Genomic DNA, 16,650 nt, shown 5'->3' with positions numbered 1-16,650 from the left:
CTTTTCAGAGGTTTGTGCAAAATGGCTGATACCGCGGGCTGGTTCAGCTTTTCAAAACCGACATCATTGCTACTGGTCAGTAAGACCACGGGCAATGTTTGCCCTTGTTGCCTGATGTACTTTGACAGGTCAACTCCGGTCATATCCGGCAGATCGCTTTCAACCAACACACAACCGTGACCATTTGGTTTGGCGTTGTTCAAGAACGAGCGGCCACTGGCGTAGGTTTTAATTGAAACATCAAAACTTTCCAATAATGAGCGGATGCTGTCTCGCACCGCACTGTCCGGTTCAACCAGGAAAACGACTTTGTTTGAACTGCTCATAAAACCTATTCTGTCTTACTGTCTAATAATTATTTTATTTTTGAACAACTGCAGTCTAGGGAAAAAATCAAAATTTTGATATTGTGAAAATTACGTATAGGGAAAATACGTAGATACCAGGTCTAAATTAAAGAATTTTGCAAGTTTGTTAGCTGGCTTGTGCTTCCAGTTTGATCTTGACCAATTCAGCCAGGGAACGCGCGCCCAGCTTACGCATGGCTTGTGAACGGTGCACTTCCACCGTTCGTTCACTGATACCCAGGTCCTGGGCAACCACTTTATTGGCCTTGCCTTCCGCAACCAGATCAAAAACCTCACGTTCGCGTTTGGTCAATGAACTTAATGCCTCTTGCTGCTTGACGCGGCGCATTTGGTGCTCGTGCTGATTTTCCTCAATGCTCAAGGCTTCCTGGATCCGGTCTAACAGATCCTGTTCGCGTATTGGCTTACGCATAAAATCAATTGCACCATTGCGGATAGCCTCCACCGCCATCGGGATATCACCATGCCCGGTTATAAATATGATCGGCAGTGTAGAGTGCTTGAGATTTAGTTGTTTTTGTAATTCGAGGCCATTCATTCCTGGCATACGAATATCCACAACGGCACAGCCTCGCAAGCTTGAATCATAGGTTTCAAGGAATTCCAAACCGTTGTTGTAGGTTTGATGCGGAATATCCACTGATTCCAGCAACATACCCAGCGCATCACGTACTGCATCATCATCGTCTACAACGTATACAAATTGTTCTTCGCTCATTCTTCCGGATCTTTCTCAGTTGCCACATAAAGAGGTAAAGTAAAATAAAATGTTGCTCCACCCTGAATATTATTAGTATACCCAAGCTTGCCACCATGCGCATTGATTATAGAGCGACACAATGACAAACCAATACCCAAACTGTTTTGTTTACTCGACGAAAAAGGTTTGAATAAAATACTTTCAATCTCTGAGCTGACTCCTGTCCCGCTATCAATAATTGAGATCCTGGCCGAGTCTTTCTCTATTTCGACGCTCATAGTAATGCGAGACCCGTGCTTACGATTGACCGCTTCCATAGACTGCATGCCATTACGTAATAAATTCAGTGCAACTTGTTGTATTTGAACTTTGTCTGAATGCACCAGGACTTGTCGGGAAATAGGAGTAAACTCAATGTCAATGTCTCGCAACTGTGCCTCGACTTCAGCAAGATTGGCAATTCCCCTGAGCAGATCATTGCAATCAATGACTTCGCGTTGACTATCTTCCTGTCTGACCATTTGCTGCATACGCTCGATCACTTCGCCGGCTCGATGGGCTTGGGTACTGAGTTTTTCCAGTGAGCGCGCCAACAGATCAAGTTTTGGCGCAGGTGCATTCAGGGTCCGCAAAGCGGTCTGGGCATACATGGAAATTGCCGTAAGTGGCTGGTTTATCTCATGCGCAATGCCTGTGGCCATCTCATTCAGCATGTTAATGCGATCAAGATGGGCTAACTGGTTACGCGCCTCGGCGGCTTCGAGTTCAATCTGTCGCTCATGGCTTAGATCACGGATCAACCCAACAAACTTTCTCTCGGTTTGATGAAACACCTCACTCACCGCCAGATAGATTGGAAACTGATGTCCGGATTTATGCAAGCCGATCACTTCTCGCCCCTTGCCGATAATTTTCGCCTTGCCGGTAGTCACATAATTTTTTACGTATTTGTCGTGCTGGTCGTGGAAAGGCTGTGGCATCAGGAGCTTGACGTTCTTACCAATGACCTCACTTTTTTGATAACCAAACATACTTTCAGCTGAATGGTTAAAGGATTCAACAATGGCTTGTCGATTAATGGTGATAATCGCCTCAACCGAAGTATCAAGAACCGCATCGGCAAAGCCCTTGCTTTCCTGCAATTGTTGCTGAACACGTATACGCTCGCTTATATCCAGGGTGTAGCCTTCAAACTCCATGAGCGGATCCTCATCGGAGTAATTTGAGAAATCAAAATAGCGATGGTCCCAGACATATTTGGACTGGCCACGAATTGGCCTGGTTCTGAACTCAAGTGATAACGGCGTGCCCTGCTTAAGGGCCTGAATGGTGTGTTGAATGACCCGGTTTTTTTGATCCGGGTGCACCAGATCAAGCCAGTTCACCCGACCACTCAAGAAATCCTCGTTACTGACTCCGTACAGCTCATCACTACCGGCACTTTCAAACGCCAGTAATTCCCCCTTTCGTTCTACCCCTTTGTAGATCATTCCGGGGAAATATTTTAAACTTTCAAAGTTCGGCATAATGACTGGATGCTAGCACAATACCGGGGCCAGGCGTGTCTTTTTGGCCAGAATAGTCGCCAGAAACACGCTACTCCAGATCAGGGTCAAATGAAGTAATTCTTTCAAGGTAATTCTCTATTTGTAGTTGCTAAAGTATAGATTAATTACTAATTTTCTACATAAATTGATTCAGATCAAATACAAGATCATTAACATGCTTATGATTAGCACCATGAACATCCATAACATCAATAAAAACCCGATTGGAGAATCCGCATGAGTTACTATCGACACATATTAATTGCCACTGACCTCTCGGTTGATACCGAAGCACTTCTGGATCGAGCCAACCGCTTGATGTCGAAAACCACTAAACTTTCTATGTTGCACGCTGTGCGCCCAATGGAAACCACTTATTTCGGCACCATGCCTTACGTTCCCGTGATCATCGATGGTGAAGAGATTGAAAATCGTGTGGTCGAAGCCAAAAAGGAACATTTTGAAAAAATTATTCAAGAACATGAACTGGCAAATACAGAATGGCGCCTGGAGATCGGCAAGCCGTCTACCATGATCAAGGAATACGCTGAAGAAAACATGGTGGACCTGATCATCATTGGTTCGCATGGCGAAAAAGGTGTGCGTGCCCTGCTCGGGTCTACTGCCAGCGCGGTGTTGCATGATGCACCTTGTGATGTAATGGCCGTCAGAGTGTATAGTTGATACTTAATTGATATTGACTCACAGGGATTAGCCATGAGTAAACAAGAAACGGATAAGTATCAGAATATTCTGATCGCCACTGACCTGGGGATAAACACCGTTGCCCTGATCGAACGCGCCAAAAGACTGGCAAGCGCTTCAACAAGCATTCGACTGCTGCACGTGGTTCGCCCGTTTGAAACCACATTTTTTGGAACCATGCCGTATATCCCGGTTATGCCATTAGGCGATAAAGACGCTTTTGAAGAACGCGTTTTTACGGCCAAACAGGAATTATTCGCAGAGATTGCCAAAGACCATTCTCTCGATGAAAGTTTATGCATTATTGAAACCGGAGATCCCAAGGAACGTATTCCCGAATTTGCGCAGGCCAATGCCTGTGACCTGATCATCACCGCCAGTCAGCATAAAAAAGAAAAACGCCCCTATTTTGGTTCAACTGCGAAAGCGATTGTGCAAAATACGCCGTGTGATGTATTAGTCGTGAAAATTGATCACTAAATTCATTTTGCTCTGGGTGTTGAATTCCGTAATATTTGAATTAAGATTGGCAAATGATTAAAAACCGTTTACTGGTCTACAACATGCGTTATGCGGCAGGGAACGGGCGGCGCATGAATATTCCCATGCCAGGATCGGGATATTTACGCACCAATCCGGCGCACCTGGAGAAGATCAGCCAGTTCGTGCAACAACAAAAACCGGATCTGGTCGGATTACTCGAAGTCGATACCGGCTCGAAACGTACCGGCAACATCAACCAGGCTGAAAAAATTGCTAAGGACCTGGGACATTACTCCTTGTACCAATGCAAATATCATGAAGGGTCATTCACATCGCGCCTGCCCATCCTCAATGCCCAGGCCAATGCATTTATCGCCTCAAACGAATTACATCACCCTAATTTTCATTATTTCAATCGCGGTGTGAAACGTCTGATCATCGAACTGGAGACCGATGAAGTGTGTGTTTTTCTGGTACATCTGTCGCTATGGTATCGCCACCGCCAAGAACAATTATGGGAACTGCATCAACTGATGAAAAAAATTGACAAACCGGTGATCATTGCGGGTGATTTCAATACCTATTGGGGCAGTAGCGAATTAAACCTGTTTAAGCAAGCCACCGGTTTGTTGTCTGCCAATAAGGATTCTTTACCAACATTTCCCAGCGACAAGCCCCGCCTGGAACTGGATTTTGTCTTGTATGAAAAACCGATCCAGATCGATAATTTCACTGTCTGCGATGTGCAATATTCCGACCACCGCCCACTGGTCGTGGATTTCTCACTAAACGGTGTGTAGGGAGTTTGCCCAGACAGTTTTCCGGATCAGGCCGGATTCAATTCAGCGAAGGCTTTACGGGTAAAATTCTCTACCGCGTTTTCACCCACCAGCACATTGTCCTCAATACGAATACCACCAAAAGGCAGGAATTCCTCGACTTTGTCCCAGTTAACCAGGCCCGAGTGCTTACTGTCCTTGAGCTCCCCGAGCAGTTGAGGAATGAAATACAAACCCGGCTCGATCGTGAAATAATTCCCCGCTTCAATTGTGCGCGTATTGCGTAAAAAATCATGTGGTGGCGGTGGCAATTTGCTGCCGCCGGTGGCTGTTTCCTGATGCCCGCCGGCGTCGTGCACATGCAGACCCAGGTGATGTCCCAGACCATGCGGAAAAAACGTTGAGGTGATGTGCTTCTCCAAAGCCTCATCAAGTGCACAATCCAGCACATTGAATTCAAGCAATATTTCGGCAACCTTTCGATGGGTTAGTTTATGCAATTCAATGTATGAATCGCCAGGTTCGATCGCGTCGACAATCTCCAGTTGCTTTTGGTCAAGCGCTACGATCATTTCAGCAAAATCGTTGTGCTGAAACGCGTAAGTACGCGTGATGTCTGATGCATAACCATGAAAACTGCCGCCGGCATCAATTAAAAAACTTCTCAGCTCCGATTTGTCATACACCACATTATCCATTTCAGTGAAATGCAAAACCGCCGCGTGTTCATTCAATGCCACGATATTGCCATACGGCAGATTGGATTCTTTACAGCCCATTGCGTGTAAATAAGCATTATGGATCTGTAACTCGCTTAGCCCCGCATAAAAGGCCTGCTTGGCCGCGAGATGGGCTTTTGCCCCAAGCAAGGAAGCCTGATACAAACAATGTTGTTCGTATTCCGATTTGTAGGCGCGTAGCCAATGCAATTCGCTGAGCAAGGGTTCAGGCAAGAGGCTGGCAGTTTTTGGCAGGTCGAATGCCTGTGGCGCTTCGCCCAGCCACGCGATCTGACCCGAAGTATGCGGTAACAATCCTTGCGCAGCTCCGGCTTTGGATATCACCTGAACATCAAAAGCCGAAAATAAATTCTCATCCGGCATTTCAGGCACGGCATGCCAGTAATCTCTGGGCACGAAGTAGATCAGTGTGGGCTTGCCTTTTTGCGGGATAACCATAAAACAATTTGGATGCTTACACAATGGCACCAACCATTTGAAATACGCATTGGCTTTAAACGGATAGCTCATATCATCCTGAAAAACATACTGCAATTCACCCGACGGGATCACGGCAGCATCAAAATCGTATTTTTTCAGTAAGTCCTGATGTTGGCTGATCAGATCAGTGGCATGGGCTTGATAAAGGTTTTGAACATCCGGCGTCATTGGGCAGCGTCCTGTTGGATTTTGTTTTTTGAAATTGTACTCTATCTGTCATAAAAAAAACCGCTCACTAAACCAGTTAATGAACGGTTATGAAAATCTTGGTAAATATTAGTCTCTAAGGCATCGCATCCAGTTCGTCGTCCACCACAGGTATCAAGTCTTCCTGGGTAATGCCCAGGCCAAGTGCAGTAGCACTCGCAATGTAAATAGACGAGTAGGTGCCCACCACGATACCGATGATCAAGGCCAGTGCGAATGATTTAATGGCTTCTCCACCCAATACATAAAGCGATGTCACAACCAGCAAGGTGGTTAAACTGGTGACAAAAGTTCGAGCCAACATCTCGTTGATCGACAAATTCATGGTCTCTTCGGAATCGGCATTGCGATGTCCCAAAAGGTTTTCGCGAATTCGGTCAAATACAACAATGGTATCGTTGAGTGAGTAACCGATCACCGCCAAAATGGCCGCAAGCACGTTCATGTCAAAGGCGATCTGGAAATACGAAAACACACCCAATACCAGAATCACGTCATGGATAAGTGCAGCACTGGCGCCGAGCGAGAAATGCCATTTGAAGCGAAACCAGATATATACAAAGATCAGGGTCAAGGCTGTCATGGCCGCAATACCGCCATTTTCTTTAAGCTCCTGGCCTACCGATGGTCCCACAAATGACACGCCACGCAACACTGCTGTGTCGTTCTCTGCCGTTAATACTTGTGTAAGCTTTTCACGCAATTCCGCATCGTTACGCCCTTCTTGTGGCAATAAACGGATCAACACGTCACGCGTGGTGCCGTAATGCTGAACCACCGCATCGCCATAATTGGCGTCGCTTAGTGATTTGCGAATGGCTTCGAGTTCCACATTTTCCTCATAAGCAACTTCAACCAGTACCCCGCCGGTGAAATCGATACCCAGATTAAATCCGCGGCTTGCAAACGCGAAAATGGACGCTGCTATCAAGAGCATCGAGATCACAATTGCGATCTTGCGCTTGCCCATAAAGTCGATGGTTGGAACTTTGCTAAAAATTCGCATAATGTTTTCCGTATATTATTCTTATGGTGTAAATGTAAATTCAGTTGTGATTAAATTGACAGGTTATCAATCCTTGGCTTGGTGCCATACAGGAAGTTAACCAATGCACGGGTACCAACAATCGCGGTAAACATTGAAGTCATGATCCCGAGCATCAAAGTTACGGCAAAACCCTTGACCGGTCCGGTGCCTAGCGCAAACAAAACGATAGCGGCAATGAATGTTGTGACGTTTGCATCCGCAATCGAACTGAAGGCTTTTGCGTATCCTGCATGAATACTTGCTTGCGGTGTACTGCCCACATCGATCTCTTCTCGAATGCGTTCAAATATCAGTACATTGGCGTCCACCGCCATACCCACGGTCAAAACAATACCGGCGATACCTGGCAAGGTGAGCGATGTTGGCAAGATGGACAACAAGGCCATGATCAAAACCAGGTTCACGATCAGTGCAATGTTGGCGTACAGGCCAAATTTTTTGTAATACAACAACATGAATAGGAATATTGCGATAAAGCCGTAAATAATCGCCCGCATGCCGCTGTCGATATTGTCTTGTCCAAGACTTGGTCCGATTGTACGCTCTTCCACTTTATACAGCGGTGCGGCCAAGGCACCAGCGCGTAACAGCAGTGCTGTGTCGGTTGCCCGTTGTATGCTGTCGATGCCCGTTATCTGGAAGCGGCTACTGAACACCCCATTGATGGTGGCGACATTAATGACTTCCTGGGTCTCGGTAACGATCGGCTTATCAAGTTTATTCTTGTTCTCGTCGTAAAACTGTTTGTCTTGACTTATAAACACCACGGCCATGGGCTTGCCGATATTCGCCTTGGTGGTTTGCAACATGTTTTCAGCACCTGTGCCGGAAAGATCAACAAACACGGCCGGGGTACCAGACTCGGTATCCACGCCGGAACTCGCCCCACTCAAATGCTCACCACTGGCAATCACCTGGCGTTTGAGCAAGATCGGTTGACCTTCGGTGGTATTAAACAATTTAGTGCCCAATGGTGCGCGGCCTGTTTCTGCAGCCTTGTATGCGTCATTGTCCTGATCGACCAAACGGAATTCCAAGGTCGCGGTAGAGCCCAGGATCTCGTCGGCACGTGCCGGGTCTTGCACGCCGGGTAACTGCACAACAATGCGATTTAAACCCTGACGTTGAACTTGCGGTTCTGAAACCCCCAGTTCTTCGACGCGGGTACGTAAAGTAGTGATGTTTTGTGTGATGGCAAAATCCTGACGCGCTTTTAATTGCGCCTCATCCAGGGTCACGGTAAAACTCGGTTTAGCCGGATTGGTGCCATTGGTGAAGGTGCGTGTGGTGTCGTCGCGACTGAGAACCTTTCTGGCCTCATCGCGTGTGGCAATATCTTTGAATTCGTAATACACCGAATTGTCAGAAGCCTTGATGGTTTGTGAGCGTAAATTGGCTTTACGCAAACGTGTGCGTGACGACGCTTCGTATTTTTCAAACTCGGTTTTTATAAAACTTTCCAGATCCACTTCATAGAGGAAATGCACACCACCGCGCAAGTCCAGACCCAATCCGATCTGGCCCATGCCAATTGCGTTCATCCATTTAGGCGTGCGCGGTGCAAAAGTTAAAGCGGCTCCGTATTTATCCTTGTCTTGTCCCGTACTGAATTCCGCACGAATGTCATCAATCGCTTTGAGCTGGTCTTCAACTTCTCTCAGGCGGATCAAGAGTTCGCCATTTTCAGCAACGATCTCTCTGGCCTCGATGTTCTTGGATGCCAGAACCGCATTGATGCGCTCTACTACCGGGTCATCGAGTTGTATTTCGCTGGTTTTGGATTTGAACTGGATTGCCGGATCCTCACCAAACAGATTGGGTAAGGCAAAAAAGATTCCCAAGGCGACTACGATGATGACTAGCCAATTCTTCCAACTGGGGTAGATATTCATACTGATCTCTTAAATTATTGTTGTAATGATTAAGGGGCGCATTCAGGGCGCAAATTATCAGGCGCTTTTCATCGTGCCTTTGGGCAATACTCTGGCTATATGATGACGTTGTACCTTGATTTCAACGCCATCGGCGATTTTAACGGTCAAAAACTGTTCGCCGACCTTGCTGATCTTGCCCAGCAATCCGCCATTGGTAATAACTTCATCACCAGCTCCCAGGGCCTCAACCATTTTTTTATGTTGCTTGTGTTGTTTTTGCTGAGGTCGTAAAAGTAAAAAATAAAAAACAATAAAGATCACAAAGATCATGATCAAACTCATCGACGATGAACCCGTTTGACCGGGTTGTGCCGCATACACAGCAGTATCAAAAAAATTCATTTCAAACCTCAAAATTAGCCGTGTCATTTAAAGCAATGACCGCTGGCGTGTACAAAAGACCGCGTATTATGCCATAAATGCCCGTTATTCTCAGGCTCTTATGCGGGTTTAAGATTCGCGCAGGGCGTAGAAATTCTTTTTAAAATCAGCAAATTGGCCACTTTCTATGGCATTACGCATGTCGCGCATCAAAGTCTGGTAATAATGCAGATTGTGGATGGTATTGAGTCTGGGCCCTAACATTTCCCGACATTTGTCCAAATGACGCAAGTAGGCACGCGAATAGTTTTGGCAGGTATAACAGCTACATTCGGGGTCGATGGGCAGATTATCGCGCTCATAGCGGGCATTACGGATTTTCAGCACGCCATGACGGGTAAACAAGTACCCGTTGCGGGCATTGCGCGTTGGCATCACGCAGTCAAACATATCAATACCTCGACTCACCGCTTCCACCAGATCTTCAGGTGTACCCACACCCATTAAATAACGTGGCTTGTCGGCTGGCATCTCATTGGCGATGGCGTCCAGGATCATGTGACACTCTTCTTCAGTCTCCCCGACGGATAATCCACCCAGCGCATAACCATCGAAGCCGATCTCACCCAAGCCGTGCAAGGATTCACGGCGTAACTCAGGGTACATGCCGCCTTGCACGATCCCGAATAAGGCGGCATCAGAATTGGTTTGATATTGATCATAAGAATCGCGACTGCGGCGTGCCCAGCGTAAAGATAACTGCATGGAATCTCGTGCCTGCTTTTCGGTGGCCGGGTACGGAGTGCACTCATCAAAGATCATCACAATATCGGAACCGAGATCAAGCTGAACCTGCATGGAGCGTTCCGGACTCAGCATGATTTTGTCGCCATTTACAGGAGAACGGAAACTCGCGCCCTCCTCAGTGATCTTGCGCATCTCGGCCAGGCTCCAAACTTGAAAGCCGCCCGAATCGGTCAGTATGGGTTTTTCCCAATGCATGAAATTGTGCAAACTGCCATGCGCCTTAACCACATCGCTGCCCGGGCGCAGCATGAGATGAAAGGTATTACCCAATAGAACCTGGGCGCCACTGGCTGCGACCTCTTCCGGGCTCAGGCCTTTAACCGAACCATAGGTACCAACCGGCATAAAGGCCGGGGTATCAATGACACCACGCTTGAACTGCAGCTGCCCACGACGGGCAAGCTCGTCATTTGTGATTAAATTGAATTTCATGCGGTCTCAGACGCCCGGTTTAGTAGCAACATGGCGTCACCGTAACTGAAAAACCGGTACTTTGCAGCAATCGCATGCGCGTAAGCGTGTTTAATGTTGGCGTGACCCGCAAAGGCCGAAACCAGCATCAGCAAGGTTGACTCCGGCAAATGAAAATTGGTCAGCATTGCGTCCACAACCTGGAATTCAAACCCGGGAGTGATGAATAGATCGCTGTCGCCCTGAAAGCTTTGTAGATCACCGCCACGCGCCGCGGTTTCCAGAGACCGCACAACCGTAGTTCCCACGGCAATGATGCGACCACCCTGTTGTCGGGTTTGCATGATCTCGTCTACCACGCTTTGTGGCACATCCAGCCATTCGCTGTGCATCACATGCTGTGACAGGTCATCGACCCGAACCGGCTGAAAAGTACCTGCGCCAACGTGCAAGGTTAATTCGGAAATGTCCACACCCTGACTGCGGATGTCCTGCAACATGCTCTCATCAAAATGCAAACTGGCGGTGGGTGCGGCAACTGCGCCCGGATTTTTGGCGAACACGGTTTGATAACGTGACTGATCCAGCTCATTGTCTTCGCGCTCAATATACGGTGGCAAAGGCATATGTCCGTAAGCGTGTAAATATTCGAGAATGTCCCGATAAAAGCGAACTTTGTACAATGCACCGGTTTTATCCAATACGCTTACTGCACAATTTTGCTCAAAGATCAGTTGTGAACCAGGTTTTGGGGACTTACTCGCGCGTAAGTGCACCAACGCCTCGCTGTTACTCAAGCAACGTTCCAGCAACAGCTCGACCTTACCCCCGGTGTCTTTAAGCCCATGAATGCGCGCTGGAATTACCCGGGTATTATTAAATACCAAACGGTCACCAGGCTTTAGATATTCAAGCAAATCTGTGAAGTGTTTGTCCTGGATGACGCTTTGTTGGTCACTTTTGTCCAGCACCAATAAACGACTGGCGCGTCGTTCGGGCAAAGGTACTTGCGCAATCAGCTCAGGGGGTAATTGATAATGAAAATCATGCCGCGTCCACATGGGGCGGCATGATATCACTGTCGGAGAATGCTTACTTTATTTTACGTCTGATCAGGTGCTATCTTGTCCTTTGATGATCTTGATACGTTTGTGTTGTTGACCATCCTTGCGGTTATTCACCAAGCCGTCGGGATGCCTATCGAAATCCCAGACATGTGAACTGGATTTTTCATTTTCCGGGATCGTCAATGACAGTTTACGTTTGCGTTTCTTGCGCAATATCTCCAGATTCACCGCTTCACCGGCTTCGTAAGAACGGAATATACGCATCGCATGACTGACCGAGGTCGGGGTACGCCCGTCAATACTGCGGATCACATCGCCATCACGTAATTCAATGTCTATATTACTCGGCGCTTTGACGACCAATAAGCCCACATCACTTCCGAAGTATTCACCCAGATCTTCACTCAGCTCGACCAATTCCGCATCGCCAAGCGGTGATGAATGCATGAAAATAAATTTCGCCTCACCGAACACGTCGCCCATATCCTTGAATATTTCCAGATCTTTCATGCCTTCAAGACCATCAAAAGATTTAATGTCAATATCGAAATCACCCGGCATACCCGGTCCACCGAATTTGAAATCATTGTCACCAAAACGCATGCGCATTCCCTTATGTGGCATTTCGTCGGTCACTATTTTGGCGCTTTGCGTCACGCCATCACGTTGATAAAGGATTTCCACAGTGTCCCCTGGGTTTACCTCGCTCATGATCTCGGTCAATTGTTTAACCGCACTATTATCCGGTGCTGCCAGTAATGTCTGACCATTCAAGGCTGTGATCACATCACCAGCCTTTAAGCCCGCCTGGGCCGCAGGGCCTTCCGGACTGACTCCCATGACGTGTACGCCATCGGACTTTTGGTCTTCGGGTTTTTGGCCACGGGTTTCGGTTTCACTCACACCGTTTTCGGTCTTGCGTGTCACCACTTTTCCGATATTGATCCCCAGTCGGGCTTTAGGCGGCTTGTCAGCATGCTTTGAAAAACTGAAAGTACGCATTACCTGCGCTGCGGCATCGCCGCCAAGTTCGCTGGACAATTCAGCGTACTCACGGGCAGCCTCCTCGAGCTTTTTCTGTGCTTCAGCCAATTTATCACTGTTTGCGTCTGCCAAAAGCGTTGGGCTATAGCTCAAACCAAAAATGACAAAAAGTGTAATAAGTTTTTTAAGCGTTAACATGGTATTTCCTCAATGTTTCAGTAGCTCTGGGAATACGATACGCGCTGCAGTTGTGCATTACGTACCCGATATAAATTATTCATGGATTGAACCCGCTGTTGCCACAGGGCATTGCGTTGTTCGGCGGTTAATGGATATTGATGCTCCAGGCTTAAACGATCGTCAAGTATGGATATCTGGTCTTGTAATTCTGTAATGGTGTTCACGGTATTGGCCCGTACTACACGCGGTTGCGGCATAGCGTGCAATCGATTTTCCAACAAGCGTGAATAGGCGATCAGTTCTTCAAGCTCTGGCGCATTATTCGACTCAACAGCTTGCAATGAATTCGGCTCAGCGTTTTGAATTGGAATGTTAGTGGTATTGGCTTGCAATAGCTCCTGGCTGGCGTCCTTATCCAGGTTCAGAAAGGACAATACACCGGCCGCTACCACAAAGATACAAGCGGCCATCGCCCAAACCGGATGATGTTTTTTACGTGCATCATTATTGGCAAGCTCGCCACGTATGGCTTGCCAGCCTTGATCGAGTTGATCTTTGCCTAGTGCAGTATCTTCGAGCGTTTGCAGATCGTGTTGCAACTCGAGTAACTCTTGCACTTGATGTAAACACTCGTCACAGTTTTGAATATGCTGCTTTTGAGTGTGATCCTGTGGCAGACCATCACGATACATCAGGAGTTGTTCAGTTGTGGCGTGCATAGGCCAACCTCACTAATTTGGTCGTTTTTGGTTTGTATTGTCTTGTTCACAATTTTCCGGTCTCTGATTTGTTTCGTTTCAGCTTCACCCAAGGTTTTTTTTTCGTCTTGTGGCGGTTTATTGCGTTCACGTAACTGTTGCATGGCTCGCGACAATTCGGTTTTGGAAAAACTCTCCGACTTTCCCATGAGTTTTGCAATTTCTTTATGCGTCATGCCTTCCACTTCATGCAACCACACCAACATACGGCGCTTGGGCGTCAGGCATTGCAAAGTTTTTGCCAGATCCAGGGACGCTTCGGTATTATCCTCAAAGCCGGGTTCGTTGCTGTAATCCAGACTGCTCTCTTTATTGCCGTGTTTGCGAAAATGCATCAAGCAACGATTAACTGCAATACGGCGTAGCCAGGCATAAAAACTGGCATCACCCCGATACGACTTAAGATTCTTTAAAACATCCACAAAACTTTCCTGCATCAGTTCCTGAGCGATGTCTCTGCGTCTGACCATACGATTCATCAGGGTAAAAATACGCGGAGCATAAGCCCGGTAAATACATTCCATGGCGCCTTGATCTCCCGTGCAAGCCAGCTTGATGATGTTCTCATCTGGCAGCTCAATTGCAGTTTTCAATGTCTGTTCAGTCGCGTTCAATGCAGATCCTGTGTGCAGTTTTCAATATCTAGATGTAACCAAGCTCAAAAGGGTCACAATTTAGTGCCCAAATCGAACCGTGAGTTTCAAATTGGAGCATTTTTTCTCCAATCTCAGTGATTATCCAGCATCCACACAGGAAAGGCTTGAAGAGTGCAAAAAATTGCCTATACTGGCAGCCCGGTCATTCCTGGAATGGCTCAAAAGATAGATGCGTAAAAATGCCGGGGTGGCGGAACTGGTAGACGCGCCGGATTCAAAATCCGGTTCTGGAAACAGAGTGAGAGTTCGATTCTCTCCCTCGGCACCATTTTTATTCATGAATATCAATAACTTATCTATTTATTTTTGCACTTGTCCCAATCCAATTCAATTCTTAAAGCGAGCCTGATATGAAATTTTGCTCGTCTTGTGGCCAATCGGTTGAATTCCTAATCCCGTCAGGAGACACCTATCATCGCTATGTTTGTAGCGCATGTGGTGTGGTGCATTATCAAAACCCGAATAATGTGGTCGGCTGTATTCCGGAAGCTTCCGATGGTCGCATCTTGTTGTGCAAACGTGCAATTGAGCCGCGCAAAGGCTATTGGACCATTCCAGCAGGTTTCATGGAGAACAAAGAGACCCTGGCCGAAGGCGCCAAACGCGAGACCCGGGAAGAAGCCGAAGCCGAGGTCAAATTACTGGGATTGCAATCCATAATTGATGTGCCCTTTGCATCGCAAGTTCACATTATGTTTCGCGGCGAGCTGATCGATGACAAATTCGGAAACGGTATAGAATCACTTGAAACCCATCTGGTGGCCGAGGACAATATCCCCTGGGACGAGATTGCTTTTCCAACAGTGGCGTTTGCCCTGAAAACATTTTTTGCCGATCGCGCGCGTGGCGAATACACCGTGCACGATGCTGTGATCCAGAGAAATCGTTGGGACGTTAAACAACCCTTGCCTTTCTGAACTTAACAATTAAGATGAGCTAAATTCTTTCAGGAAAAATCCATGACTTTTGTAGTAACTGAAAATTGCATCAAATGTAAATACACCGACTGCGTGGAAGTGTGTCCGGTGGATTGTTTTCATGAAGGTCCGAATTTTCTGGTGATCGATCCCGATGAATGCATCGATTGCACCTTGTGCGAACCCGAGTGCCCGATCAATGCCATTTATTCTGAAGAAGACTTGCCTGAGAACCAGCAACACTTTTTGCAACTCAATGAAGAACTGTCTCGCGACTGGCCAGTGATCACAGAAATGAAAGATCATCCCGAGGATGCCAAGGAGTGGGAGGACAAACCCGGTAAAATAGAACACTTGGAAAGATAATTCTTTTCAAGTGTTCGTATCCTGAACTTGATTCAGGATCCAGATTCTTTAACTTCTGGAAAGATAATTCTTTTCAAGTGTTCGTATCCTGAACTTGATTCAGGATCCATAGTCTTTAATTATTGGAAAGATAATTCTTTTCAATATTCTTTAAAGATAGGCACGTAAACTTTGCCCATCCTACGGATTTTTAAACAGGATTCGCCTGACAAAAATCAATTATTACTTGTGCCAGTTCTGGCCCCTTTTCTTCCTGCAAAAAATGCCCAGCCCCTTGTATAGTCACATGCTTCTGATTTTTTGCTCCTGGCACTTTTTCTTGCCAGACTTTTTCGCCCCCGCGAGTGATCGGATCTTTATCACTGAAAGCGGTTAAAAATGGCTTGTGCCAATTCTCAAAAACCCTCCAGGCCTCGCGATTGTCCTGCGCGGCAGGATCATCGGGCGTGGTTGGCACCAGTTGCGGCATCGCGCGGGTGGCTTTTTTGTATTTGCCACCGGGAAATGGTGCGTCATAGGCTTTGACAATGTCTGCTGATAATCTCGCTCGCACGCCCTTTTCAACAATTTTTCCAATTGGAAAGTACGGACTGTATTTTGCAAATTTTTGCCATTTATAAAACATCGAAGGCAATTCGGCTTCGCCGGTTGGCAAGCCGCCATTGGCTAAAACGATGCGGGCAAAACGTTGCTGGTTCTCAGCCGCCACCCGCAAACCGATCAATGAACCCCAGTCTTGCCCAAAAAAAGTTATGTTGTGTAAATCAAGGGTTTCAATAAATTGTCGCATCCAGTCCACGTGTCTTGCGTAAGTGTGATCATCGAGTTTTGCAGGCTTATCCGATTTACCAAATCCAATAAGATCAGGGGCTACGCAGCGAAAGCCCGCCGCTGCCAATGGAGGAATCATGTGTCGATACAAATACGACCAACTTGGCTCGCCGTGTAAAAGCAAGACAGGCTCTCCATCCTTCGGACCTTCATCAATAAAATGCATTTGACCGACTTCAATATCGGCGTAGTAGGATTCAAACGGATAATCAGGCAGATCCTGAAAATACTTAAGTGGGGTACGTAATGTTTTCATGCCCTGATTCTAAATCAAATGCTGAGTCGAAATCTAAGTCAATGATTAATTTCAGGCACAAAAAAACCACTGCTGGCAGTGGTTTTTTATGTATGAATCTATCGA

At 46.9% G+C, this 16,650-nt stretch carries 18 protein-coding genes and 1 tRNA gene; 6 read left to right on the top strand and 13 right to left on the bottom strand.

Going from position 1 to position 16,650, the window contains the following annotated elements:
• The 3 genes from HKN88_01390 to HKN88_01380 form a co-directional block, all read right to left on the bottom strand.
• On the bottom strand, positions 1-326 hold a 326-nt coding region (locus tag HKN88_01390; GenBank protein NNC96702.1), incomplete at its 3' end, for a response regulator.
• A gap of 148 nt (positions 327-474) precedes the next feature.
• Positions 475-1,086, bottom strand: a complete 612-nt coding sequence (locus HKN88_01385; GenBank protein ID NNC96701.1) for a response regulator transcription factor — start codon at positions 1,084-1,086, stop codon at positions 475-477.
• The gene (locus tag HKN88_01380) at positions 1,083-2,594 is read right to left on the bottom strand and encodes a PAS domain S-box protein (GenBank protein NNC96700.1); all 1,512 of its coding nucleotides are present in this window, start codon (positions 2,592-2,594) and stop codon (positions 1,083-1,085) included. Before HKN88_01380 ends, HKN88_01385 begins: the two co-directional genes overlap by 4 nt.
• A 258-nt stretch (positions 2,595-2,852) precedes the next feature.
• On the opposite strand from HKN88_01380, the gene HKN88_01375 reads away from it, so the two are divergent.
• Genes HKN88_01375 through HKN88_01365 form a run of 3 tightly spaced genes read left to right on the top strand, consistent with a single transcriptional unit; the run spans position 2,853 to position 4,603 of the window.
• Complete coding sequence (locus tag HKN88_01375) at positions 2,853-3,299, top strand: universal stress protein (protein NNC96699.1); 447 nt, start codon at positions 2,853-2,855, stop codon at positions 3,297-3,299.
• A 33-nt stretch (positions 3,300-3,332) separates the two neighbouring features.
• The gene (locus tag HKN88_01370; GenBank protein ID NNC96698.1) at positions 3,333-3,800 is read left to right on the top strand and encodes a universal stress protein; all 468 of its coding nucleotides are present in this window, start codon (positions 3,333-3,335) and stop codon (positions 3,798-3,800) included.
• A 53-nt stretch (positions 3,801-3,853) separates the two neighbouring features.
• Complete coding sequence (locus HKN88_01365; protein NNC96697.1) at positions 3,854-4,603, top strand: endonuclease; 750 nt, start codon at positions 3,854-3,856, stop codon at positions 4,601-4,603.
• A gap of 26 nt (positions 4,604-4,629) precedes the next feature.
• Here HKN88_01365 and pepQ read toward each other — a convergent pair whose 3' ends face one another.
• The 9 genes from pepQ to HKN88_01320 all read right to left on the bottom strand — a co-directional run bounded on the left by pepQ (position 4,630) and on the right by HKN88_01320 (position 14,133).
• The gene (gene pepQ, locus HKN88_01360; GenBank protein NNC96696.1) at positions 4,630-5,970 is read right to left on the bottom strand and encodes a Xaa-Pro dipeptidase; all 1,341 of its coding nucleotides are present in this window, start codon (positions 5,968-5,970) and stop codon (positions 4,630-4,632) included.
• 115 nt (positions 5,971-6,085) lie between these two features.
• A complete protein-coding gene (gene secF, locus HKN88_01355; protein NNC96695.1) occupies positions 6,086-7,015 on the bottom strand; it encodes a protein translocase subunit SecF in 930 nt (309 codons plus the stop codon).
• Between the two features lie 50 nt (positions 7,016-7,065).
• Entirely contained in the window at positions 7,066-8,949 is a 1,884-nt protein-coding gene (gene secD, locus HKN88_01350) for a protein translocase subunit SecD (protein ID NNC96694.1), read from the bottom strand.
• Between the two features lie 57 nt (positions 8,950-9,006).
• Positions 9,007-9,333 carry a preprotein translocase subunit YajC gene (gene yajC / locus HKN88_01345; GenBank protein NNC96693.1) on the bottom strand — a complete coding sequence of 109 codons (327 nt, stop codon included), beginning with the start codon at positions 9,331-9,333 and terminating at the stop codon, positions 9,007-9,009.
• Positions 9,334-9,441: 108 nt separating this feature from the next.
• Positions 9,442-10,551 carry a tRNA guanosine(34) transglycosylase Tgt gene (tgt, locus tag HKN88_01340; GenBank protein ID NNC96692.1) on the bottom strand — a complete coding sequence of 370 codons (1,110 nt, stop codon included), beginning with the start codon at positions 10,549-10,551 and terminating at the stop codon, positions 9,442-9,444.
• On the bottom strand, positions 10,548-11,591 hold the full coding sequence (gene queA, locus HKN88_01335) for a tRNA preQ1(34) S-adenosylmethionine ribosyltransferase-isomerase QueA (protein ID NNC96691.1): 1,044 nt from the start codon (positions 11,589-11,591) through the stop codon (positions 10,548-10,550). Before queA ends, tgt begins: the two co-directional genes overlap by 4 nt.
• Positions 11,592-11,642: 51 nt before the next feature.
• Positions 11,643-12,779 (bottom strand): PDZ domain-containing protein, encoded by a 1,137-nt coding sequence (locus HKN88_01330; GenBank protein NNC96690.1) that lies wholly within the window; start codon positions 12,777-12,779, stop codon positions 11,643-11,645.
• A gap of 17 nt (positions 12,780-12,796) precedes the next feature.
• The gene (locus tag HKN88_01325; GenBank protein ID NNC96689.1) at positions 12,797-13,480 is read right to left on the bottom strand and encodes a hypothetical protein; all 684 of its coding nucleotides are present in this window, start codon (positions 13,478-13,480) and stop codon (positions 12,797-12,799) included.
• Entirely contained in the window at positions 13,453-14,133 is a 681-nt protein-coding gene (locus tag HKN88_01320; protein ID NNC96688.1) for an RNA polymerase sigma factor, read from the bottom strand. Before HKN88_01320 ends, HKN88_01325 begins: the two co-directional genes overlap by 28 nt.
• A gap of 223 nt (positions 14,134-14,356) precedes the next feature.
• On the opposite strand from HKN88_01320, the gene HKN88_01315 reads away from it, so the two are divergent.
• From HKN88_01315 to HKN88_01305, 3 genes are all read left to right on the top strand, one after another.
• A tRNA-Leu gene (locus HKN88_01315) sits at positions 14,357-14,443 on the top strand.
• 82 nt (positions 14,444-14,525) lie between these two features.
• Positions 14,526-15,092 (top strand): NUDIX hydrolase, encoded by a 567-nt coding sequence (locus tag HKN88_01310; protein ID NNC96687.1) that lies wholly within the window; start codon positions 14,526-14,528, stop codon positions 15,090-15,092.
• A 42-nt stretch (positions 15,093-15,134) separates the two neighbouring features.
• Positions 15,135-15,458, top strand: coding sequence for a ferredoxin family protein (locus HKN88_01305; GenBank protein NNC96686.1), 324 nt, complete (start codon positions 15,135-15,137; stop codon positions 15,456-15,458).
• 190 nt (positions 15,459-15,648) lie between these two features.
• Here the strand turns inward: HKN88_01305 and HKN88_01300 are convergent, their stop codons facing one another.
• Entirely contained in the window at positions 15,649-16,545 is an 897-nt protein-coding gene (locus HKN88_01300) for a haloalkane dehalogenase (protein NNC96685.1), read from the bottom strand.
• Positions 16,546-16,650: the final 105 nt, after the last annotated feature.

The sequence above is a fragment of the Gammaproteobacteria bacterium genome (assembly GCA_013001575.1).
Classification (GTDB): domain Bacteria; phylum Pseudomonadota; class Gammaproteobacteria; order Steroidobacterales; family JABDMI01; genus JABDMI01.
Note: the sequence above shows the minus strand (reverse complement) of the source record. Positions and strands in the feature narration are given on the sequence as shown.